The organism is Peteryoungia ipomoeae, from assembly GCF_004912165.1.
GTDB lineage: Bacteria > Pseudomonadota > Alphaproteobacteria > Rhizobiales > Rhizobiaceae > Allorhizobium > Allorhizobium ipomoeae.
The window spans coordinates 525,691-546,512 of sequence record NZ_STGV01000002.1 but is presented as its reverse complement, the minus strand read 5'-3'; the positions used below and the strand labels follow the sequence as shown (position 1 = coordinate 546,512).

Annotated in this window: 21 protein-coding genes and 1 other RNA gene; 8 read left to right on the top strand and 14 right to left on the bottom strand. The window is 59.6% G+C overall.

Annotation, left to right across the window (positions count from 1 at the left end; translation table 11 throughout):
- The first annotated feature begins 8 nt into the window (after positions 1–8).
- The gene (locus FAA97_RS09115) at positions 9–899 is read left to right on the top strand and encodes an alpha/beta hydrolase family protein (RefSeq protein ID WP_136598207.1); all 891 of its coding nucleotides are present in this window, start codon (positions 9–11) and stop codon (positions 897–899) included.
- A gap of 20 nt (positions 900–919) precedes the next feature.
- On the opposite strand, the gene FAA97_RS09110 is transcribed toward FAA97_RS09115, so the two are convergent.
- From FAA97_RS09110 to ffs, 3 genes are all read right to left on the bottom strand, one after another.
- Positions 920–1,243: a YbaB/EbfC family nucleoid-associated protein gene (locus FAA97_RS09110; protein WP_136598206.1), complete on the bottom strand. Its 324-nt coding sequence runs from the start codon at positions 1,241–1,243 to the stop codon at positions 920–922.
- 45 nt (positions 1,244–1,288) lie between these two features.
- A complete protein-coding gene (locus FAA97_RS09105) occupies positions 1,289–3,166 on the bottom strand; it encodes a DNA polymerase III subunit gamma/tau (RefSeq protein WP_136598205.1) in 1,878 nt (625 codons plus the stop codon).
- 80 nt (positions 3,167–3,246) lie between these two features.
- An RNA gene (gene ffs, locus FAA97_RS09100) (signal recognition particle sRNA small type) lies at positions 3,247–3,343 on the bottom strand.
- Between the two features lie 93 nt (positions 3,344–3,436).
- On the opposite strand from ffs, the gene FAA97_RS09095 reads away from it, so the two are divergent.
- Both FAA97_RS09095 and nudC read left to right on the top strand, forming a co-directional pair.
- Positions 3,437–3,844 (top strand): HIT family protein, encoded by a 408-nt coding sequence (locus tag FAA97_RS09095; RefSeq protein ID WP_136598204.1) that lies wholly within the window; start codon positions 3,437–3,439, stop codon positions 3,842–3,844.
- Entirely contained in the window at positions 3,841–4,800 is a 960-nt protein-coding gene (nudC, locus tag FAA97_RS09090) for an NAD(+) diphosphatase (RefSeq protein ID WP_136598203.1), read from the top strand. Before FAA97_RS09095 ends, nudC begins: the two co-directional genes overlap by 4 nt.
- 21 nt (positions 4,801–4,821) lie before the next feature.
- On the opposite strand, the gene FAA97_RS09085 is transcribed toward nudC, so the two are convergent.
- The gene (locus tag FAA97_RS09085) at positions 4,822–5,673 is read right to left on the bottom strand and encodes a prephenate dehydratase (protein WP_136598202.1); all 852 of its coding nucleotides are present in this window, start codon (positions 5,671–5,673) and stop codon (positions 4,822–4,824) included.
- 10 nt (positions 5,674–5,683) lie between these two features.
- Positions 5,684–6,439, bottom strand: a complete 756-nt coding sequence (locus FAA97_RS09080; RefSeq protein ID WP_136598201.1) for a 3-deoxy-manno-octulosonate cytidylyltransferase — start codon at positions 6,437–6,439, stop codon at positions 5,684–5,686.
- Positions 6,440–6,594: 155 nt separating this feature from the next.
- Between FAA97_RS09080 and FAA97_RS09075 the strand changes: the two genes are divergently transcribed.
- Complete coding sequence (locus FAA97_RS09075; protein ID WP_136598200.1) at positions 6,595–7,353, top strand: c-type cytochrome; 759 nt, start codon at positions 6,595–6,597, stop codon at positions 7,351–7,353.
- Between the two features lie 64 nt (positions 7,354–7,417).
- Here the strand turns inward: FAA97_RS09075 and FAA97_RS09070 are convergent, their stop codons facing one another.
- Entirely contained in the window at positions 7,418–8,362 is a 945-nt protein-coding gene (locus tag FAA97_RS09070) for an AEC family transporter (protein ID WP_136598199.1), read from the bottom strand.
- 314 nt (positions 8,363–8,676) lie between these two features.
- On the opposite strand from FAA97_RS09070, the gene FAA97_RS09065 reads away from it, so the two are divergent.
- The gene (locus tag FAA97_RS09065) at positions 8,677–9,669 is read left to right on the top strand and encodes an adenosine kinase (RefSeq protein WP_136598198.1); all 993 of its coding nucleotides are present in this window, start codon (positions 8,677–8,679) and stop codon (positions 9,667–9,669) included.
- On the opposite strand, the gene FAA97_RS09060 is transcribed toward FAA97_RS09065, so the two are convergent.
- Positions 9,662–10,204 (bottom strand): SH3 domain-containing protein, encoded by a 543-nt coding sequence (locus FAA97_RS09060; RefSeq protein ID WP_136598197.1) that lies wholly within the window; start codon positions 10,202–10,204, stop codon positions 9,662–9,664. The genes FAA97_RS09065 and FAA97_RS09060 overlap by 8 nt on opposite strands.
- A 192-nt stretch (positions 10,205–10,396) precedes the next feature.
- On the opposite strand from FAA97_RS09060, the gene FAA97_RS09055 reads away from it, so the two are divergent.
- Positions 10,397–11,401: a 2-hydroxyacid dehydrogenase gene (locus FAA97_RS09055; protein WP_136598196.1), complete on the top strand. Its 1,005-nt coding sequence runs from the start codon at positions 10,397–10,399 to the stop codon at positions 11,399–11,401.
- Here the strand turns inward: FAA97_RS09055 and FAA97_RS09050 are convergent.
- The 3 genes from FAA97_RS09050 to recF are packed head-to-tail and all read right to left on the bottom strand — an operon-like array spanning position 11,398 to position 13,809.
- Entirely contained in the window at positions 11,398–11,889 is a 492-nt protein-coding gene (locus tag FAA97_RS09050) for a GNAT family N-acetyltransferase (protein ID WP_136598195.1), read from the bottom strand. The genes FAA97_RS09055 and FAA97_RS09050 overlap by 4 nt on opposite strands.
- Positions 11,886–12,653, bottom strand: coding sequence for a molybdopterin-synthase adenylyltransferase MoeB (locus FAA97_RS09045; RefSeq protein ID WP_136598194.1), 768 nt, complete (start codon positions 12,651–12,653; stop codon positions 11,886–11,888). Before FAA97_RS09045 ends, FAA97_RS09050 begins: the two co-directional genes overlap by 4 nt.
- Before the next feature lie 28 nt (positions 12,654–12,681).
- Positions 12,682–13,809: a DNA replication/repair protein RecF gene (recF, locus tag FAA97_RS09040; protein WP_136598193.1), complete on the bottom strand. Its 1,128-nt coding sequence runs from the start codon at positions 13,807–13,809 to the stop codon at positions 12,682–12,684.
- 143 nt (positions 13,810–13,952) lie between these two features.
- Here recF and FAA97_RS09035 point away from each other — a divergent pair, with 143 nt between their 5' ends.
- Positions 13,953–14,237, top strand: a complete 285-nt coding sequence (locus FAA97_RS09035; RefSeq protein WP_246041378.1) for a hypothetical protein — start codon at positions 13,953–13,955, stop codon at positions 14,235–14,237.
- A gap of 77 nt (positions 14,238–14,314) precedes the next feature.
- The gene (locus tag FAA97_RS09030) at positions 14,315–14,524 is read left to right on the top strand and encodes a SlyX family protein (protein WP_136598192.1); all 210 of its coding nucleotides are present in this window, start codon (positions 14,315–14,317) and stop codon (positions 14,522–14,524) included.
- An 87-nt stretch (positions 14,525–14,611) separates the two neighbouring features.
- Here FAA97_RS09030 and dnaJ read toward each other — a convergent pair whose 3' ends face one another.
- The 4 genes from dnaJ to FAA97_RS09010 all read right to left on the bottom strand — a co-directional run bounded on the left by dnaJ (position 14,612) and on the right by FAA97_RS09010 (position 20,525).
- Positions 14,612–15,751 carry a molecular chaperone DnaJ gene (dnaJ, locus tag FAA97_RS09025; protein WP_136598191.1) on the bottom strand — a complete coding sequence of 380 codons (1,140 nt, stop codon included), beginning with the start codon at positions 15,749–15,751 and terminating at the stop codon, positions 14,612–14,614.
- Between the two features lie 4 nt (positions 15,752–15,755).
- Complete coding sequence (locus tag FAA97_RS09020) at positions 15,756–16,226, bottom strand: hypothetical protein (RefSeq protein ID WP_136598190.1); 471 nt, start codon at positions 16,224–16,226, stop codon at positions 15,756–15,758.
- Positions 16,226–18,139, bottom strand: a complete 1,914-nt coding sequence (gene dnaK, locus FAA97_RS09015; RefSeq protein ID WP_136598189.1) for a molecular chaperone DnaK — start codon at positions 18,137–18,139, stop codon at positions 16,226–16,228. The genes FAA97_RS09020 and dnaK overlap by 1 nt, the downstream gene beginning before the upstream one ends.
- A gap of 274 nt (positions 18,140–18,413) precedes the next feature.
- Positions 18,414–20,525 (bottom strand): transglycosylase domain-containing protein, encoded by a 2,112-nt coding sequence (locus FAA97_RS09010; protein WP_425467412.1) that lies wholly within the window; start codon positions 20,523–20,525, stop codon positions 18,414–18,416.
- Positions 20,526–20,822: the final 297 nt, after the last annotated feature.

Genomic DNA, 20,822 nt, shown 5'->3' with positions numbered 1-20,822 from the left:
GGAGGGTGATGGAGCCAAACAGAGTGGAGGTCATTGCCGCCGACGGTATAGCGCTCGCCGCTCATTGGTGGCAGGCGGCGAGGACACAGCCGTCGGCAACGGTGATCATCAACGCCGCGACAGGGGTTCGGGCCCGTTACTACCACCGTTATGCCGCGTTTCTCGCGGCAAACGGTTTTCGTGTCATCACCTATGACTATCGCGGGATCGGCCTCTCCCGTCCGTCGTCCTTAAAGGGCTCAACCTTCACCTGGCGTGACTGGGGTTTCCTCGATTTTGATGCGGTCCTGAAGCGGGCCCTCCAAGAGGATGAAACTGGCCGGCTGCTCGTCGTGGGCCATAGCATCGGCGGCTTCTTGGCCGGCTATTCCGCGGCGGCCGGCCGGATCTCGGCGATGCTCTCGGTCGGTGGACAATACGGTTATTGGGGCGACTATCGTCCGACACGGCGCCTGCCGCTCTTCCTCAAATGGCACGTCGCCATGCCGGCTATTGCCATGATGCTCGGTCATTTTCCTGGAAAACGCCTGGGCTGGCTTGAAGACCTGCCCAAGGGCGTCGCCTATGGCTGGGGCCTGCAGCAAGGCCGGGCGGAGCAGGGACTTTCACGCGCAGGGGCAGAGGCGATGCAGGATCGGTTCGCGGCCGCAGCATGCCCGATCCTCAGTGTCACCATGTCGGATGATGAAATCGCGACACCCAAGGCAGTCAGCCGGGCCATGCGCTATTATCGGCGTGCACCGGTAACGAAGGTTCTTCTTCGTCCGGACGACCTCGGCTTCGACCGAGTCGGTCATTTCGATCTATTCCACGCACGCCACGAGAGCGTCTTTTGGCGAGAGAGCCTCGACTTCCTGCACAGCGGGCACAATCCGTGGGGTGATCGGGTCTATCTGTGACAGACCCGATCGGATTTGGCTCAGAACGGGAACTTCATACCCGGCGGCAGGGGGATTCCGGCAGTCAACGCCGCCATCTTTTCCTGCGCCTGGGCCTCACCCTTGTCCTTGGCGTCCTTGTGGGCGGCCACTATCAGATCTTCGAGGATCTCGACTTCGTCTTCCTTGAACAGCGAGGGATCGATCTTGATGCTGCGCATTTCGCCCTTGCCGGTCAGGACCACGGTCACGAGACCGCCACCGGACTTGCCCTCGATTTCGAGCGAGGCGATTTCCGCCTGCATCTTTTCCATCTTGGACTGCATTTCCTTGACCTTGCCCATCATGCCCATGATGTCGCGCATCGTCATCTCCTTCAATTATTGTCGTGTGGGGGACGAAGAGACGTCCTAGAATTCTATGTCGTCGCCCGGAAGAATATCACCGTCGTCCGATTCCACAGCAGCCGGTGGCGGTGCGGGTTTGTCGTCTTCTTCGACTGCAGCGGCCTTGATCCGGACGTCGGTAATTTTGGCGCCTGGAAAACGGGCCAGAATGGCAGCGACGTCCGGGTCCTGGCGCGCGTCGAGAAGACGCGCTTCCCGGTTGGAATGTTCCACCTCGACCAGCGTCGGGCTACCCATCTCATTTGAAAGCGTCACCCACCAGGTGATGCCGGTCCATTCTGTCAGGCGCGTTTTCAACTCGTTGACAATGGCTGGCGGGCACTGGGCTTCCAGGCGAATCTCGAGGCGGCCCGGTTCAAGCTTGACCAGATGGACGAACTGACGAAGCTGCGCGCGCAGCACAGGGCTGCGGTTTTTCGTGCATAGATCGGCGATGTCGTCGAGCGAGTTGATGTTGACCGTGGGAAGCGGTGTCTCCTGCGCCTTCGGCTCCATACGCTCGATCCCTTGCGGGAGCGCGCTGCCGGCAGGCACGCTGGTGAGATGAGCCACGGGTTGACCGGACGGCATGCGCGCTGCCGGATCGGCAGATCCTTGTGCAACGGCCTGGACACGCATCGCCATGGAGGCGCCGCCACCGCCATTGGGGCGCGGCGAAGCGGGGCCACGGTCGCCATTGCCTGCGCCGTCATTCATCTCCAGCAGCCGTCGGGCGGCATCTTCGGGCGAGGGGAGGTGGGCAGCATGGGCCAGGCGGATCAGCACCATCTCGGCGGCGCCTGCCGGACGCGAGGATCCCTCCGCTTCCGGAATGCCCTTCAACAGCATCTGCCACATCCGCGACAGGGTCGTGACGGATACGTTGTCAGCCAGCTCTGCGCCGCGCACGCGTTCCACTTCTGAAAGCGAAGGGTCCTGAGCAGCAGACGGGATATATTTCAGCCGCGTCACCAGATGGGTGAAGTCGGCCAAATCGGTCAGCACGACCGTCGGATTGGCGCCGGACTCATACTGGCTGCCGAATTCCGAAAGGGCGGCAGAGACATCACCGCGGACGATATGTTCGAATAGATCAACGATGCGCGCGCGGTCCGCGAGACCCAGCATGGATCGGACCGCATCGGCATGCACAACGCCACTGCCATGGGCTATCGCCTGATCGAGAAGCGACAGGCCGTCACGCGCGGAGCCTTCGGCGGCACGGGCAATCATGGCGAGCGCATCTTCGTCGGCAGTAATGCCTTCCTTCGATGCGATGGTCGAGAACAGCCCGACGAGATCGCCCGCGCTGATGCGGCGCAGATCGAACCGCTGGCAACGGGAAAGAACGGTGATTGGAACCTTGCGGATTTCCGTCGTGGCAAAGATGAACTTCACATGTTCTGGCGGCTCCTCGAGCGTCTTCAACAAGCCGTTGAAGGCCGCCGTCGAAAGCATGTGCACTTCGTCGATGATGTAGACCTTGTAGCGCGCCGACACGGGCCGATAGCGCACCTGCTCGATGATCTCGCGGATGTCATCGATGCCGGTATGAGACGCGGCGTCCATCTCGATCACGTCGACATGACGCCCTTCCATGATCGCCTGACAGTGCTCGCCTGGAATGCGAAGGTCGATTGTCGGTCGGTCGATTTCCGGGGTTCGGTAGTTCAACCCGCGCGCCAGAATACGCGCTGTCGTGGTCTTGCCGACTCCGCGAACACCGGTCAGCATGTAGGCCTGCGCAATGCGTCCGGTCTCGAACGCATTGGTCAGCGTTCTCACCATCGGCTCTTGGCCGACCATCAGATCCGTGAAATCCTTGGGACGATATTTTCGGGCAAGAACGCGATAGCCGCCGGGTGCGGTTTTGGCGTCTGCAGTGGGCTCGAGATCGCTCATCGCGTTGCCAGCTTCCCAGTTGCCCGGCTGCGGGCATGGCACGGACCGTGTTGGAAACAAGGGCCGGAAATGAAGATGAGGTGGGAGGCTGGCACGATGACCCGTGCCGCGCTCGTTAGGGCTGCTTCCTTCCGGACCTGACCCGGTTGGCGAGTGGCTCGTCCACCACCAACCTCCCGAGGAGACATATCGGCAATTCCACCGCCGAATGCAAGCCAAGCGCAAAAAAATCTGCTAGGCTTCAAAAAAATCGTAGCGGAGTGATGCACCTTGACCCCTTTCGTTCTCGATGAACGCTTGGCTCGTGACAGTGAGTCGATCCTGAAGCTCGGTCTATGCGACCTGAGGCTCGCGAAGGATAGTCGCTGGCCGTGGTTGATCCTGGTTCCGCAGCGTCCGAATGTTTCGGAATTGTTTGAGCTCGCGCCATTGGATCAGGCCGTCCTGACATTTGAGCAGGTGACTGTCGGCGCTGCCTTGAAGAAGGCAACCGGTGCCGACAAAATCAATATTGCTGCCATTGGAAACATTGTCCGGCAGCTTCATGTACATATCGTCGCGCGTAGCGAAAACGATCCGAACTGGCCAAAGCCCATCTGGGGCCATGGGGAGAGCATCCCCTACGCGAAGGCCGACTTCGACGCGACGAAAAACAGGATTCTTGAAGCCTTCACATGAAAAATTCGATCTTCTTCCGCCGCGCGCCGCATCTTGAACCCAGCGAGCTGACGGCCTTCTCCCGCAATGTGCTTGCCCGCGACAGCGAACACCGCGACGAAACCTCGCTCGAGACGGCGCTGAAGGTTGAGGGTACCCACTGCCTGGCGTTTTCAGGCACACAGCTTGTCTTGAAACATGACGGATCGGTTCTCGATCCCTTGTTCGCGCCTTATGAACTGGCCGAACTCGGTGCAGACTTCGACCACGCGATATTGCTGGGCCATCAGGCGAACGGTGAGCCGCGCCTGGCTGTCCCGGTCTCTGTGGCGCCGGATGCACTGGCTGCAGAGTTCAAGCCGGCCGATCCGCGCGCCCTGTTTCGCGATGCGCTGGTTGGAGAGGACGTGCTGGGCGAAGTGGCGCAGGCCCTGAGCCTGCTGCGCTGGAATGCCGACAACAAGTTCTGCGGCCGCTGCGGCGGCGTGATGGAAGGGCGGATCGGCGGCTATAAGCGGATTTGCTGCGCCTGTGGCCACGAGATTTTCCCGCGGACCGACCCTGTTGCCATCATGTTGGTTGTCGATGAGGTGCGCGACCTTTGCCTGCTTGGCAGGAGCCCACGCTTTCCCGATGGCATGTATTCATCGCTTGCAGGCTTCGTCGAACCTGGTGAGACGATCGAGAACGCCGTCCGCCGCGAAACGCTGGAGGAATCCGGGATCGCCATTGGCCGCGTCCGCTATCATGCCTCGCAGCCCTGGCCGATGCCGCATCAGCTGATGATCGGCTGTTATGCCGAAGCCACCAGCTTTGATATTGAATTCGATCAGACCGAGCTGGCCGACTGCCGCTGGTTTAACCGTGATGAGATCGGTCGCATGTTGACGACCGGCCCAGTTGATGGGCGCACGCTGCCCATCGAAGGGACAATCGCACGCCGTCTCATCGAGGATTGGTTCGACTGGCAGCATTGAGCCGCCGGTCGCGCATTCTTCTCAGAGCTTGCCGCGCATCTGATGCGCCTTGTAGACGCCAAGAATGCGGACCTTCTCTGAGAAGAAGCGCAGTTCTTCAAGCGCCCGCTTGACCGGCGCATCGTCCGGATGGCCCTCGATATCCGCGTAGAACTGCGTCGCAATGAACTTGCCGCCGATCTGATAGCTCTCGAGCTTTGTCATGTTGACGCCGTTGGTCGCAAAGCCGCCCATGGCCTTGTAAAGCGCGGCCGGAATGTTCCGAACATTGAAGACAAAGGTGGTGATGAAACGCTCGTCTGCGTTTGTCCGCTTGGGTTCAGCCTCGTCGCGCGACAGGACGACGAAGCGAGTCACATTGTTTTCAGCGTCCTCGACATTTTCCGCCAGGATTTCCAGACCATAGAGCGAACTGGCGAGGCGCGGCGCAAGGGCCGCCATCGAGCGATCGCTCTGCTCGGAAACGAGTTTTGCGGCACCCGCCGTGTCGCCCGCGACGACCGCCTTCCAACCATGGCTACGGATGATTTTTCGGCATTGGCCGAGCGCGTGAATATGGCTGTGCACGGTCCTGATCTCATCCAGCTTGACGCCGGGAAGCACCATCAGCTGAAAGCGAATCGGCATGAAATATTCGCCAACAATATGCAGGCGCGACAAGGGGAGCAGGTAGTGAATGTCGGCAACCCGGCCCGCGAGCGTGTTTTCGATCGGGATCATCGCGAGGTCCGCGTCGCCATTCTCCAGCGCCACAAAGGCGTCTTCGAAGGTGGGGCAGGGCAGCGGCTCCATGGCCGGAAACATGTCGCGGCAGGCCATATCCGAATTGGCGCCAAAGTCGCCCTGGAAGGAAATCTTGTTCGTCGGTGCCAAGGTCTGTTCCTTAGTTGGAGGAGGTGGAAAGCAGGCTGCGCGCCTTTTCCAGATCGGCCGGTGTATCGACGCCAAGCGGCACCGTTCTCACCACCTGAACATCGATCCGCATGCCCGCTTCCAGTGCGCGCAACTGCTCCAGCGATTCGCGCTTTTCCAGCGTCGAGGGCGGCAATGAAACGAAGCGCTCCAGCGCCGCACGGCGATAGGCGTACAGGCCGATGTGGTGATAGAGCGGGCCGGCACCGTGCGGCGCCGTTGCGCGCGTGAAATAGAGCGCACGCAGCCGGTCATCGGCGAGCGGCGCGCCGACCACCTTGACCACATTGGGATTGGTCTTTTCCTGCTCGTCTTCGATTTCGACCGTCAGGGTGGCGATATCGACATCGGGATCGGCAAGCGGCGCCAATGCTGCGCAAATTGTCTGCGGGTCGATGGTCGGAAGGTCGCCCTGGACATTGATGACGATCTCGATCTCTCCCTTCGGATCCACCTTGTTCAAGGCTTCGAAGATGCGGTCGGATCCGGATTGATGCTGTTGGCCCGTCATGACGACCTCGAAGCCCGCGGATTGCACCGTATCGAAGACCTGTTGATCATCAACAGCGACGACCACCCTTCCAACATCAGCCTCTGCTGCGCGCTTGGCGACCTGGACGATCATGGGAAGGCCAGCGATATCCGCCAGCGGCTTGCCCGGCAATCGCGTCGATGCCATCCGGGCCGGGATCAGCACAAGGGTTTTGGCGCCATACGCTATACTCATCTGCCTAACCCCTTCATTTCACCGTCAGGAAGTGTCAAAAAGTCCCAGTTGACGGACCATAATCGTGTTGCAAGTGTTATGCAAAAGACATAGGTTCCGCGCGATTTCAAGATCGTCCGGTTGCTGATCAGCCGACTGCATGGGGAGCTTTGCAGATGAATTCTTATACCAACATGGGCGTGGGTGCACTTCTGGGTACCGTTTTCGTCCTCATGTCCGTGTCGATCGCATCGGAAGGCATTTTCCATGCGGAAGCCCCCGAGCAGGAAGGCTTTGCGATTGTGGCGGAAGAAACCGCCGATGCTGGGGCCGCCCCGGAGGCAGCTGCCGCAACGCCGATCGCCGTGCTGTTGGCCAGTGCGGATGCAACGGCTGGCGAAGCCGCCTTCAAGAAATGCGCAAGCTGTCACACCGTCGACAAGGGCGGCGCCAACAAGGTTGGCCCGAACCTCTATGGCCTTGTCGACCGACCGATCGCATCGCATGAAGGCTTCAGCTACTCTGCCGCGATGACGGAGTTTTCACAGGGCGGCAGCGTCCTCTGGACCTGGGATCATCTCAACGAATTCTTGCTGGCACCGAAGAAGCACATTCCGGGCACCGCCATGGGCTTTGCCGGTCTCAAGAAGGACGACGAGCGCGCCAACCTGATCATGTATCTGCACACCATGGCGGATGCGCCGGTTGCTCTGCCAACGCCGGAAGCAGCCTCAGCTCCTGCCGAAGCTGAACCTGCCCAGCCTGCTGCAGAGCAGGCCGCACCGGCTGAAGCAACGCCTGTTGAGCCAGCACCGGCCGCAGACCAGCCTGCGCCGACCGAGGCGCCTGCGACTGAAACGCCTGCCACGGAGGCACCAGCTGCCGCTCCTGAGGCACCTGCTCCTGAGGCGCCGGCCGCAGCACCGGCAAACTGATCAGTCGCAAATAATGCATGTTCTGCAAACGCCCGGCCTTGTGGTCGGGCGTTTTCGTTTGCTGTTACAGAAGCAGATAGGCCCAGAGCGAAACGCTCACGACACCCACGGCTGTCGATTGCGTTATGACACCTGCCGAAAGGCTTTGTCCGATGCCGAACCGGTTTGCGATCAACCACGCATTGATGCCCGTCGGCACGGACGAGGTCAGCACCAGAGCCGCCGTCCACTGCGGAGAAAGCCCGAGCAGGGTAGAGACGCCCCAGACAACGGCCGGCATCAGGACAAGCTTGATGGCCGAAATGATTGCGGCAATACGGATATTGCCAACCATTCCATAACGGTTCAGCGTCATCCCGAGAGAGATCAGCGCAGCAGGTGCGGCCATCCCGGCAATTTGGCCGACGACGTTGTCCAGCACGCGTGGCAGCTGCAGTCCGGTCAATTGCAGGAGGAGACCGGCGAAAAGGCCGATGATCAAAGGATTGCGCAGAAGATTGATGCCAACCTGCTTGCTGACAGTCGCCAATCCCTGTGATGGACGTCCGCTGACCTTCTGCTCGGCGCGCTCCATCAGCAATGTACCGGCGATCATCATCAGCGGCAGATGCACCGCAAGCAGGATCGACATCGCAACGATGCCATCAGGCCCAACGGTACGCTCCACGAGAGGCAGGCCGATAAAGACATTGTTGGCAAAGCCCGCTGAAACACCCGCGAGGACGCCTATGCGTTTTTCCTGGCCAAAGACGCGTGTCGCCAGCAGGTGACCAAGTGTCCAGGCGACAGTCACGCCGGCAAAATAGGCGATCCAGAGCGCAAACGGGGAGGTTCCATGGAAATCTGCCTGGGCGATCGTGCGAAACATCAGCATTGGCACGGCGACGCGGAAGACGAAATCGCCGAGCCCTTCGCCAATTCCTTCTTTCAGAACGCCAAAGCGGACGAGGGACCAGCCGAAGAAAATAAGGATAAATATGGGAAGGACATCTTGAGCAACTGAGGACATGGGGGAGGATTGCAACTTCTTGAGAGGGTCGGTTCCTCTTCTTAGGCCTGCGTCACCCGTGATCCAAGCGACACATGCTCCGCAGCAACACAAAGTTATTGAGCATAAGGGCTGTGGGCCGGACGCCAGTACATCCGTGGTCGTCCAGCCCAGACAGCGCGGCCATCATGGCCGATGCCTGGCAATATCAGGCAACTCCCTTTTGCCTCGCCGCAGTGACAGTGGGATGACTGCCGTCGAACCTCCAAGGTTTTTCTTCCCATACCAGGCAAAACCCCTTAGACGGCTGAGGACCAATGGAGACTGTACACCTCATGAGCCAGTTCGACGTGCTGACAGTTGGCAACGCGATCGTTGACATCATTTCGCGTTGCGATGATCGCTTTCTGTCGGAAAACGCCATCACCAAGGGCGCGATGAATCTGATTGATGCAGACCGCGCCGAACATCTTTATGCGCTGATGGGGCCGGCAGTCGAAGCCTCGGGTGGAAGTGCCGGCAATACCGCAGCAGGCGTCGCAAATTTCGGAGGTCGTGCTGCCTATTTCGGCAAAGTCGCCGATGACCAGTTGGGCGAGATCTTTATTCACGATATCAGAGCCCAGGGAGTGCATTTCCAGACAAGGCCTGGCGACAAGCGCCCTCCTACGGCGCGCAGCATGATTTTCGTCACCGAAGACAGCGAGCGTTCGATGAACACCTATCTCGGCGCATGCGTTGAGTTCGGACCCGAGGATGTCGAAGCGGATGTTGTGGCCCAGTCAAAGGTCACCTATTTCGAAGGTTACCTGTGGGATCCACCGCGTGCCAAACAGGCAATCCTCGATTGCGCTGCGATTGCGCACAAGCACGGCCGGGAAGTTTCCATGACGCTTTCCGACAGTTTCTGCGTCCAGCGCTACCGTGCAGAGTTCCTTGAGCTCATGCGCTCTGGAACCGTCGACATTGTTTTTGCCAATGAGCAGGAAGCGCTGGCGCTTTATGAGACTGAGGACTTTGAACAGGCCCTCAACAATCTCTCCCGTGATTGCAAGCTTGCAGCGGTAACCCTGGGCGAGCAGGGGGCCATCGTGGTGAAGGACGCCGAACGCATCCGCGTTCCCGCGTCGAACGTCACAAACCTGCTCGATACCACCGGGGCCGGAGATCTTTTTGCCTCCGGTTTTCTCTACGGCTACACATCAGGACGCTCGCTGGAAAATTGCGGTCGTCTCGGCTGCTATGCTGCTGGCGTCGTTATCCAGCAGATTGGGCCGCGTCCGATGACCTCACTGGCAAAAGGTGCCGCCGCGCTCGGTCTTACTTGAAGGCTTCACCAGGATAGGCACCCCAGATTTCATTCTGTGAAACCCAGCCGCTGACGCCCTGGATTTCTGTAAGGCACCAGTTCCCGGTGCACTGCTTCAACTGCAGAATGACGCCGGGTTCCAGTTTGGCGACGATCGCTGCTGATGACGTCGAATCGCGCCGCAGCATGACATAGATGTTATCGCCGTTTCCGCGCATCCAGGGCGCGGCAACCGCCGTGCGCTCACCGGTCAGCAGCGTCTGGTTCACCCATCCTTCTGTACCGTCCGCATCGCGGATCTGCCGCCAGTTCTCATATTCGCGAATGATCTCGACCGGCAGCCCCGACTTCATGTAGCGCCAGGAAACCGCATAGTCGGTGCTCGGGCCGATCCGCAGATTGACACGTTCTGCTTTCAGACTGACGAACCGCGGGAGTGGCAACCCGCTTGGCCCCTTGCTTGCAGATTGTGCGACCGTACTCTGCGGTTGGGCGAATACGGAAACCAGCAATACAGACAGGGAGAGGCCGATGCGGCGCAAGGTCTCAAACATGATCGATCCAAAACAGCCGTGTTGATAAGGTGATGTCCCGTGGGCTCGGGAGCACATGGCAGTCGGGCACTTCATTGAAACGAACTGACGAGTTTTGTTGTCTTCGCCGACGGGTTTGATAGAAATTGCCCTGTGAGGATCCAGTATCCTCCGTCTTGGTTAACGAGTTCTTTACGAGGCACCGAACCATCGATGACGCAACGCAAACGACCCACGGTTTATATCACGCGGAAACTGCCCGATGCCGTGGAAACGCGCATGCGCGAATTGTTCGAGGCCGAACTCAATATCGATGATCGGCCAAGGAGCCGGGAAGAGCTCCTGGCAGCAGTGAGAACCTGCGACGTGCTCGTGCCCACGGTGACCGACCGCATCGATGCTGACCTCATTGCTGAAGCAGGGCCGCAACTGAAATTGATCGCGAGCTTCTCGAACGGGACGGACCATATCGATATCGATGCGGCAGCCAGGAAGGGGATCACCGTAACCAATACCCCCAACGCGCTGACGGAAGACACGGCGGACATGACCATGGCTTTGATCCTGGCTGTGCCTCGGCGATTGGTTGAGGGTGCGCGTGTCCTGATGGATCGACCCGGCGAGTGGGAAGGCTGGTCGCCAACCTGGATGCTTGGGCGGCGGATCTGGGGGAAGCGTATCGGCATTATCGGCATGGGCCGGATCGGTACGGCGGTGGCGCGCCGTGCCAAGGCTTTTGGGCTTTCGATCCATTATCACAATCGCAAGCGTGTTCATCCGGATACGGAGGCAGAGCTTGAGGCGACCTACTGGGACAGCCTCGACCAGATGCTGGCGCGGGTGGATATCGTCTCGGTCAATTGCCCTTCGACCCCAGCAACCTTCCACCTGCTCTCCGCGCGCCGGCTCGCCCTGTTGCAGCCAACAAGCTACATCGTCAACACAGCGAGAGGCGACATCATCGATGAAGATGCGCTGGTCGAGTGCCTGCGTGCCAACAAGATCGCCGGTGCCGGGCTTGATGTGTTCGAGAAGGAGCCGGCGGTAAACCCGAAGCTCGTCAAGCTTGCCAATGATGGCAAGGTGGTGCTCCTGCCCCATACCGGATCAGCCACGATTGAGGGGCGAATCGACATGGGCGACAAGGTGATCATCAATATCAGGACTTATTTCGACGGCCACCGGCCGCCCAACAGGGTCCTGCCCGGACGGAACTAGCCCGGCAGGCAGGCGAGTGTCTTTTGCATCTCGATGAAGGTGGCACGATCAAACCCCTTGTGACGTCCCTCCGCCGTCTTGCGGAAGCCCCAGGATTCGAAAACCTGGTGATTGCCGGTCAATTCGATCCGTGTTTCCAACCGAAGAATGTTCAGCCCTTGCTCCCGAGCCAACGTCTCAGCTTCCTGAAGGAGAAGTTTTCCCAGCCCGCGTGATTGCGCCCGCGGATCGACCGCGAGCTTGCCGATGTAAAGGCACGGAGGCTCGGGGCGGACAAAGGTGCAGGCGATCAATTGATCGTGCTCTGTGACGGCAAATCCGATTTCATCCTTTGCCTTCTGCTGAAGGCTTGCCGCAGTCAGTCGATGGGCAGATGAGGCAGGGTTGATCAAGGGGTCCATATAGGCAAAGGCGCGGAGGATCATTGCCAGCAGCGCTGTATAGTCACAGTAGCTGTCATCGCCGATGCGGGAAATTGCGAACGTCATGCTGCCGAGCCCTTGCGCCTGTAGCGAACGGTGTCAAATCGTGCCGATAGTCCGTCGTAGATGAGTAGACGGCCCACCAGTGGTTCTCCGATGCCGGTGATGAGCTTGATGGCCTCCATGGCCATCAGCGTGCCGACGACACCGGTCAAGGCTCCCACAATGCCCGCCTCTGCACAACTCGGTACAAGCCCTTCCGGCGGAGGCTCGGGAAAAAGATCGCGATACCGCGGCAGCAATTGCCCGTCCACGTCTTGCTCATAGGGCTTCAAAACAGTCAGCGTACCGTCAAAACGCCCTACTGCACCGGTCACCAGCGGACGTTTCGCACGTTCGGCAGCGTCAGCCGCCGCGTAGCGCGTGGCAAAATTATCCGATCCATCGATCAGAAGGTCGAAGGATTTGAGATGTGTGTCGGCGAAACCAGCGTTGAACCGCTCCTCATAGCGGCGGATGCGGCAGTGTGGGTTCAGCCTGATGATGGCACGTTCAGCACTGATCGTCTTCAATTCGCCAATTGTGCCGGTGTCATGGATGACTTGCCGCTGCAGGTTCGAGAGAGAGACACCGTCGTCATCAACGATACCAAGCGTGCCCACACCGGCGGCAGCAAGATACTGCAGCACCGGAGCGCCGAGCCCGCCGGCGCCAATTACCATGACACGCGCGGCCTTGAGCAGCTGTTGGCCATGGCCACCGACCTCCGGCAGAAGCAGATGTCGCTGATAGCGGGCAATTTCCTCGGGCGAGAGCGTCTCGTTCGTCATCAGAACCCCTTGTTCAGGTGCGGTCAAATCAGGTCGCCAAATGTCCGTCTTCAACCAACACGATCTGCGCGCGGTCACCTAGGGCTTCGAACATGCCACGATCCGTTCCGGTCATGAAGGCTTGTCCACCAAGTGCGTCGATTCGGTCGAACAGGGCAGCTCTACGGTTCTCATCAAGATGGGCCGCAATCTCGTCGAGAAGAAGAATCGGCGCAAATCCGGTCATCGTCGCAACCAGCCGCGCATGGGCCAGCACCAGACCAATCAGCAGAGCCTTCTGTTCGCCAGTCGAACAGCGCCCCGCTTCCATGTCCTTCTCCAGATGACGCACAACGAGATCGGCTCGATGGGGGCCATCGAGTGTCCGCCCTGCTGCAGCATCGCGATAGCGGGTTTGAGACAGCTGGCTCAGGTATAGCTCTTCAAGCTCGAAGGCTGGTGCATCGGCATGGTCATCAAGAAAGCCGGTCAGCGCGAGTGATGCCGACGGAAAAGCCGAAGTCTGGCGATCGCTCTCGATCAGGCCGGCAAGCAGCCCGATCATCTCTCGTCGGGCAGCAGCCATGGCAATGCCGAGTGACGCCATTTGCTGCTCAATGCCGGAAAGCCAGGTCGGATCAAAGCGCCCTTCGGACAGAAGCTTGTTACGGCTGCGCATTGCGCGTTCGAAGTCATTCGCCCGACGGCCATGGGCGGGATCCAGCGACAAGACAAGCCGGTCCAGAAAGCGGCGTCGATCGGCAGATGCTCCGGTAAACAATCCGTCCATGGCAGGTGTCAGCCAAAGAACGCGCAGATGATCCGTCAGTTCGTCGACGGACCGTGCCGTTGTCCCGTTGATCCGAAGGCGACGAACAGGGTTTCCATCATCCGCGGTTTCCGTGCCTGTGCCGATTTCAACATCGCCAGCCATGCCGTCCACCGCTGCAAAGATCGCAAACCCACCCGGAGCGCCAATTCGCGGCACATCGGAGAGCACTGCGCGACGCAAGCCACGACCGGGGGACAGCAGCGAGATGGCCTCCATGAAGTTCGTCTTGCCGGCACCGTTCTCGCCCACCAGAACGACATGCCGCCCCGACAGGGAAAGCCCAGCCTGATCATAGTTGCGGAAGTCGGTAAGCTTCAGCCGAGTGATTTGTGTCTTTTCGGTCATCGTCGGAAATCGTTGTCGCCCTGAGCTAGGCCTTCTGCCGGGCCATGGCAAGGCAAAGCCTTGAGGTTTTCACCTGTGACGCTCTGTAGCATGCATGGCCGCCATGGATTTCTGTTAGTATGCCTGAGAGCAGGGAGGCGCACATGAAATCTTCGGACGATATGACGCCCGAGGAGGCGCGTCGCGATCATTGGGATATGCTTCGGTTTCTGGCGGTCAATGCAGGCTTTGGCGCCTTGCTCGGACTGGGGGTTGCCGGTGCTCTGGTCTGGCTCGATATTGGCGGTGTCGGGGGAGCGCTCCTGCGATCGCACCAACCGGTCCTGACCGGACTGATGATGTTCTTGCCGCTCGCTTTACTCTTTGCTGCAACGGTTACGGCATCGGCCGTTATGCTCATGCCCTATAGGAAGAAAAAACAGCGCTGACGCGGAGGCCGCCTTCCTCATATTTGACCTTAGGCTTCTGGTGCGCCATCAGGGTAATTTCAAACAAGGGAGTGCGCATGACAACCGATCAGGATCGCCTGCTGAAGCTCGAGGAAACAGTAGCCCATCAATCACGCGTGATTGAGGAACTGTCGGATCAGCTGGCCGAACAGTGGAAGATCGTTGAGCAGATGCGCTTCAAGCTCGATCGACTGGTTGAGCGTTTTGTCAATCTTGAGGAGCAGGCCCTCGAAGCGCCAGCAATCACGAAACCTCCGCACTATTAATCCGCTCGAAGCTGCCAACGAGGACAGGTTGGAGACGAAAAAGGGCGGCTCTGCAGGCCGCCCTTCGTTCGTTTCCACGGACTGAAATCAGTCGCTCAGCGTATCGAAAAAATCCTTCATTCGGGCAAAAAAGCCCGTGGATTCGGGGTTGTTCTCCTTTGAGGAGAGCTGGTCAAACTCCTGCAGCAGTTCGCGCTGGCGCTTGGTCAATTTTTGCGGGGTCTCGATGACGATCTGGATATAAAGATCACCCGTCTGCGACGAGCGCAGCACCGGCATGCCCTTGCCCTTAAGGCGAAACTGCTTGCCGGCCTGTGTGCCTTCCGGCACGGTCACGCGGGATTTTCCGCCATCCATTGTCACGACATCGAAGGTCCCGCCAAGCGCAGCAGTCGTCATCGAAATCGGCACGGAACAGTAGAGATCCGCACCGTCCCGCTGGAAGAATTCATGCGGCTTGACGGAGAGGAAGATGTAAAGGTCGCCAGCAGGGCCACCGCGCAATCCAGCTTCGCCTTCGCCCTGCAGGCGAATGCGGGTGCCGTCCTCGATGCCCGATGGAATATTCACCGACAGCGAACGCTCTTCCGTGACGCGACCCTGGCCGTGGCACTTGTCGCACGGGTCCGAGATCGTCTGTCCGCGACCATGACAGGTCGGGCAGGTGCGTTCGATGGAGAAGAACCCTTGCGCGGCCCGTATGCGTCCCGATCCCTGGCAGGTGGCGCAGGTCGTCGGTTTGGTCCCGGGCTTGGCGCCTGAGCCGGTGCAGACATCGCAGGTGATCGAGGTCGGCACACGAATCTGCGCCGTCTTGCCGGTGAAGGCCTCTTCCAGCGAGATTTCCATGTTGTAACGGAGGTCCGCGCCACGCTCGCGTCCGCCCGTCGAGCGTGCACGTCCGCCGCGTCCACCGCCCATCATTTCGCCGAAAATATCTTCGAAGATGTCGGAGAAGCCGCCGCTGGAGAACCCGCCGCCACCCCCGCCCATGCCGCCCTGTTCAAAGGCTGCATGACCGAAGCGGTCGTAGGCTGCCCGCTTCTGCGGATCCTTCAAGGTCTCGTAGGCCTCGTTGATCTCTTTGAACTTCTTTTCGGCTTCTGCGTCATCCGGGTTCTTGTCCGGATGATATTTCATGGCGAGCTTGCGGAAGGCGCTTTTCAGCTCCTTCTCATCCGCCGTTCGACCGACCCCAAGGGTCTCGTAAAAATCTGCCTTTGCCATGGTCTTACAAAGCTCTCAAAGCTTTCCCAACACTCGTGTGGGAACCTGACGATTCGCCAGCCTGCTTGTCACAAGCCTGCATGTCCTTCTGGAAATCTGTCGAAGCCGAGGCGGCATCGGCAAGGAGAAGCTTGCGCGCTTTTCCCTTGCTGATCATGCCGTCGGCGACGGTGACCGCCACAAACGCGAGCGAATGTGCCGCCATCTCGCAGGAGGAGACGTCTCCGCCGTTCTCACGCCGCACAAGTGCTGCTTCGATGATGCCACCGAGATCCTTGCCGATTCGGGAGAGAGCCGTGCTGTCCTTAGCCGAGATCGCCTTTGCGACGCGCGCTTCCGCTGCGCTCACCTGGCGATGTGCGGAGGCGATCTGGCCCCTGTCCTGCGCCTCGACTGACGTCGCAAGCACCAATGAAGCTATGGCTGGCGCAAGCGCCAGCCATGACGTGTTCCGACGCCCGAAGCTGACCTGCATCAGGCCGACTTCTTCGCGTCTTCGTCCTTCACTTCTTCATAGTCGGCGTCAACGATGTTGTCGTCGGCAGCGTCAGTCGAACCACCTTCGCCGGCTTCCGCCTGCTGGGCTTCGTAGATAGCCTGGCCGAGCTTCATGGACACTTCCATCAGCGTCTGTGTCTTGGCCTGGATATCTTCCGGCGACGGATCGGAGGATTCGAGCGAGGACTTCAGTTCGGCAATGGCATCCTCGATCGACTTGCGGTCGGCTTCGGAAACCTTGTCGCCGTAGTCCTTGAGCGACTTTTCGGTCGAGTGAACAAGGCTTTCGGCCTGGTTCTTGGCCTCGACGACGGCACGACGCTTCTTGTCATCCTCGGCATGAGCCTCGGCGTCCTTCACCATCTTTTCGATGTCGGCGTCGGACAGACCGCCGGAGGCCTGGATGCGGATCTGCTGTTCCTTGCCGGTACCCTTGTCCTTGGCCGAAACCTGAACGATGCCGTTCGCGTCGATGTCGAAGGTGACTTCGATCTGCGGAACGCCACGCGGCGACGGCGGCAGGCCTACGAGGTCGAACTGACCAAGCAGCTTGTTGTCGGCCGCCATTTCGCGCTCGCCCTGCGATACGCGGATGGTGACTGCCTGCTGGTTGTCTTCGGCGGTCGAGAAGGTCTGGCTCTTCTTGGTCGGGATTGTCGTGTTGCGATCGATCAGACGTGTGAAGACGCCACCAAGCGTTTCGATGCCAAGCGACAGCGGGGTTACGTCGAGCAGAAGAACGTCCTTGACGTCACCCTGCAGAACGCCGGCCTGGATCGCTGCGCCGAGCGCCACGACTTCATCCGGGTTTACGCCCTTGTGCGGCTCCTTGCCGAACAGCTGCTTGACGACTTCCTGGACCTTCGGCATGCGGCTCATTCCGCCGACGAGAACGACTTCGTCGATCTCGGCTGCCGTCACGCCAGCATCCTTGAGCGCTGCCTTGCAAGGCGCGATCGTGCGCTGGACGAGGTCATCGACCAGGCTTTCGAACTTCGCGCGGGTCAGCTTCATGGTCAGGTGCTTCGGACCGGATGCGTCTGCCGTGATGAAGGGAAGGTTGATTTCTGTCTGCTGCGAGGAGGACAGCTCGATCTTGGCTTTTTCGGCGGCTTCCTTCAGACGCTGCAGCGCGAGCTTGTCGCCCTTGAGGTCGATGCCCTGGTCCTTCTTGAACTCGCCTGCGAGATATTCGACGAGACGCATGTCGAAGTCTTCACCGCCGAGGAAGGTGTCGCCGTTGGTCGACTTCACTTCGAAGACGCCGTCGCCGATTTCCAGAACCGAGATATCGAAGGTACCGCCACCAAGGTCGTAGACGGCGATCGTCTTGCCGTCCTTCTTGTCGAGACCGTAGGCGAGGGCGGCAGCGGTCGGCTCGTTGATGATGCGCAGAACCTCAAGACCTGCGATGCGGCCGGCATCTTTGGTTGCCTGGCGCTGCGCGTCGTTGAAGTAGGCAGGAACAGTGATGACGGCCTTTTCGACCTTTTCGCCGAGATAAGCTTCCGCCGTTTCCTTCATCTTCTGCAGGATCATCGCGGAGATCTGCGAAGGCGAATAGCCCTTGCCCTGAGCCTCGACCCATGCGTCGCCGTTGTCGCCCTTGATGATCGGGAACGGAACGAGGGCCTTGTCCTTCTCAACGGTCGGATCTTCGTGGCGACGACCGATCAGGCGCTTGACGGCGAAGAGGGTATTGGTCGGGTTGGTGACCGCCTGGCGCTTGGCCGGCTGACCGACAAGGCGCTCGCCGTCGTCGGAAAAAGCCACCATGGAGGGCGTGGTGCGTGCGCCTTCGGAATTTTCGATGACCTTTGCGTCCTTGCCGTCCATGACGGCAACGCAAGAATTGGTCGTGCCAAGGTCGATACCGATTACTTTTGCCATTCTATTCTCTCCTTGAAGCAGGCTGTCGGAACCCTATGCAGGCATTTCCTGATAGCCCCTCGACGTGGATGGTCTTGGATCTGTTGCAGCACCGCTGCGGTTATGTCGCGTATATAAGAAGCGGAATTTTAGACTGCAAGGCTCGAAATCGGCTGGAATTCAGTAAAAAGAACAGATTGCGGAAACTTTCTGACCCATTGTTTGCTCGCCGGCAATGCGCCTTTCCAGCCAAGCTAAGGCCCTGGCTTTTCATGCCCGCCGCGGCATGCCCAAGTCATTGACCCAGCAGGAAATCCATGAGCGTAGTCCGTCGCCTGCCCTCGCCCCCTCCATAGCCTCCGCCTACTTCGCCTGGTGGTACAGGGCCCTCCAGAATGCGGTCTTCCTCGCCTGGATAGAACTCCTCGGGTGGGTATCCTTCTTCGATCGGATACTCGGAGGCGTAATAGTCATCTTGAGGGTAGGGTTCTCGCATATCCCGCGGCACGTCACGTGGATCGATTTGGCCCGATCCACCTTGCACTGCATCCGAGGCAACCGAGCCGATCACCGCCGGGTCGTCAACCGGTGCCAGTTCATGGTAGCTTGCGCCCGGAAGTGGGGCCGGATCGAGTCCCTGATGCGCCGCCGTCATGAAATCATGCCAGGCCTTCGCCGGCAGTCCACCACCGGTGACTTTCTTCATCGACTCGCCATTGTCATTGCCGAACCAGACGCCGGTGGTCAGGTTGCTGGTGTAACCGACAAAGAGCGCGTCACGGAAAGACTGTGTCGTACCGGTTTTGCCGGCTGCTTCCCAGCCTTTCAGCTTGGCGCTCTTACCCGTGCCGCGATCGATGACGTCCTTCATCATCCCGTTCATTGCAGCCACAATGTTTTCGTTGAGCACCCGAGGTGGCTCGAGATAGTTGTTCTCGTAAAGCAGCGTGCCGTCTGCTTTGAGAATGCGCTGCACGATATAGGGTGTCGCCTTGTATCCGCCGTTCATGAAGGGCGCATAGGCGGATGTGAGTTCAACCAGAGACACTTCCGACGTGCCAAGCGCGATCGAGGCATTGGCCTGCAGCTCTGAGGCTATACCCATGCGATGGGCGACCTTGACCACCTGTTCCGGCCCCGCCTCCATGACGAGTTGCGCTGCGATCGTGTTCAAGGAGCTTGCGAGGGCGGCGGACACACGCACAGGGCCGCGATACTTCTGGTCGTAGTTCTGCGGGGTCCAGTTGCCAATCCGGATCGGCGAGTCGTTGCGAACGGAATTCGGGCGTACACCCAGCTCCAGGGCGGCAGCATAGACGAAGGGCTTGAATGCTGAGCCTGGCTGGCGCTTGGCCTTGACGGCACGATTGAACTGGCTTTCGGCATAGTCGCGTCCGCCGATCAGCGCACGGATCGCACCCGTGCCATCAAGCGAAACAAGTGCCGCTTGAGATACCTTCAACTTGGTCCCTTGCGCCTCAAGCGCCTCGGTGATGACAGCCTCAGCCTTTTCCTCCAGAGACAGGTCGATTGTGGTTTCAACCACGATATCTTCCGTCACCTTGCCGATGAGGCCCGTGACCTCGTCACGCACCATATCGGCCACATATTGGCCAGCACCACTCCAATAGCGTTTCGCCTTGGTCGGCGACTGGGTCATGGCGGTCTTGATTTCGTCTTCGGTAACATAACCCTCTTCACGCATCGCCTGCAGAACGACCTGGGCGCGCGCTTCCGCGGCCTCCGGGTCGCGGGCGGGCGAAAGGCGCGACGGTGCCTTGAGAAGGCCAGCGAGAAGGGCGGCCTCTCCGAGATTGACGTCGCGTGCCGACTTGTTGAAGTAGCGCCGTGCTGCAGCTTCAACACCGTAAGCGTTCGAACCGAAATAGACGCGATTGAGATACATCGCGAGGATCTGGTCCTTGGTGTATTTCTGCTCGAGCCAGAAGGCGAGCAGGACTTCCTGGACTTTTCGCTCTACGGTGCGTTCCGGCGAGAGAAACAGGTTCTTTGCCAACTGCTGCGTCAGCGTCGAGCCACCCTGTACCGCGCGTCCGCTGGTGATGTTGGTGAAGATCGCGCGGCCAAGGCCATAGGGATCAACCCCGAAATGGGAGTAGAAGCGGCGGTCCTCGATCGCCATCACAGCCTGCGGAATGTAGGGTGAGATTTCTTCGAGAGGCAAAGCCTCCCCGCCCGTCGCACCGCGATTGGCAATCACCGTCCCCTCCACCGAGACGATCTTCATGTTTGGCGGGCGTTCAGGGATGGACCAGCTGCTGGCGCTTGGCATTTGAGCGGCATAATAGCCGATCAGGCCTGCAAGACCGATACCGCACCAGATTGCGAGAACGAAACACCAGTAAACCAGCTTCCCGAAGCTGAACCCGCCGCCAGATGACTTCATCGTGCCGCGCCTGCCGCGAGCACCTTTCACCGCTGTTTTTCGTCCTGGCTTGCCTTTGCGCTTTGAACTGATGCGATCATCCTGATCCGCGCGCAGCTCTTCGTCTTCCAGGTCATCCTCGAAAGTGGGCTCGATTCGATCGCGATTTTTGCCTCGGCTGACCAAGGGACTTTTGCTCCGGATGCTTGTCTTCAGGACAGGGTTGACGTCGCCACGACGTTAGCGAGGCTGTTTCAGATCAGCGAAACACCCTTGTTCGGGCGGATGTGACGCAAATGCAGAATAAATGCGGCGATT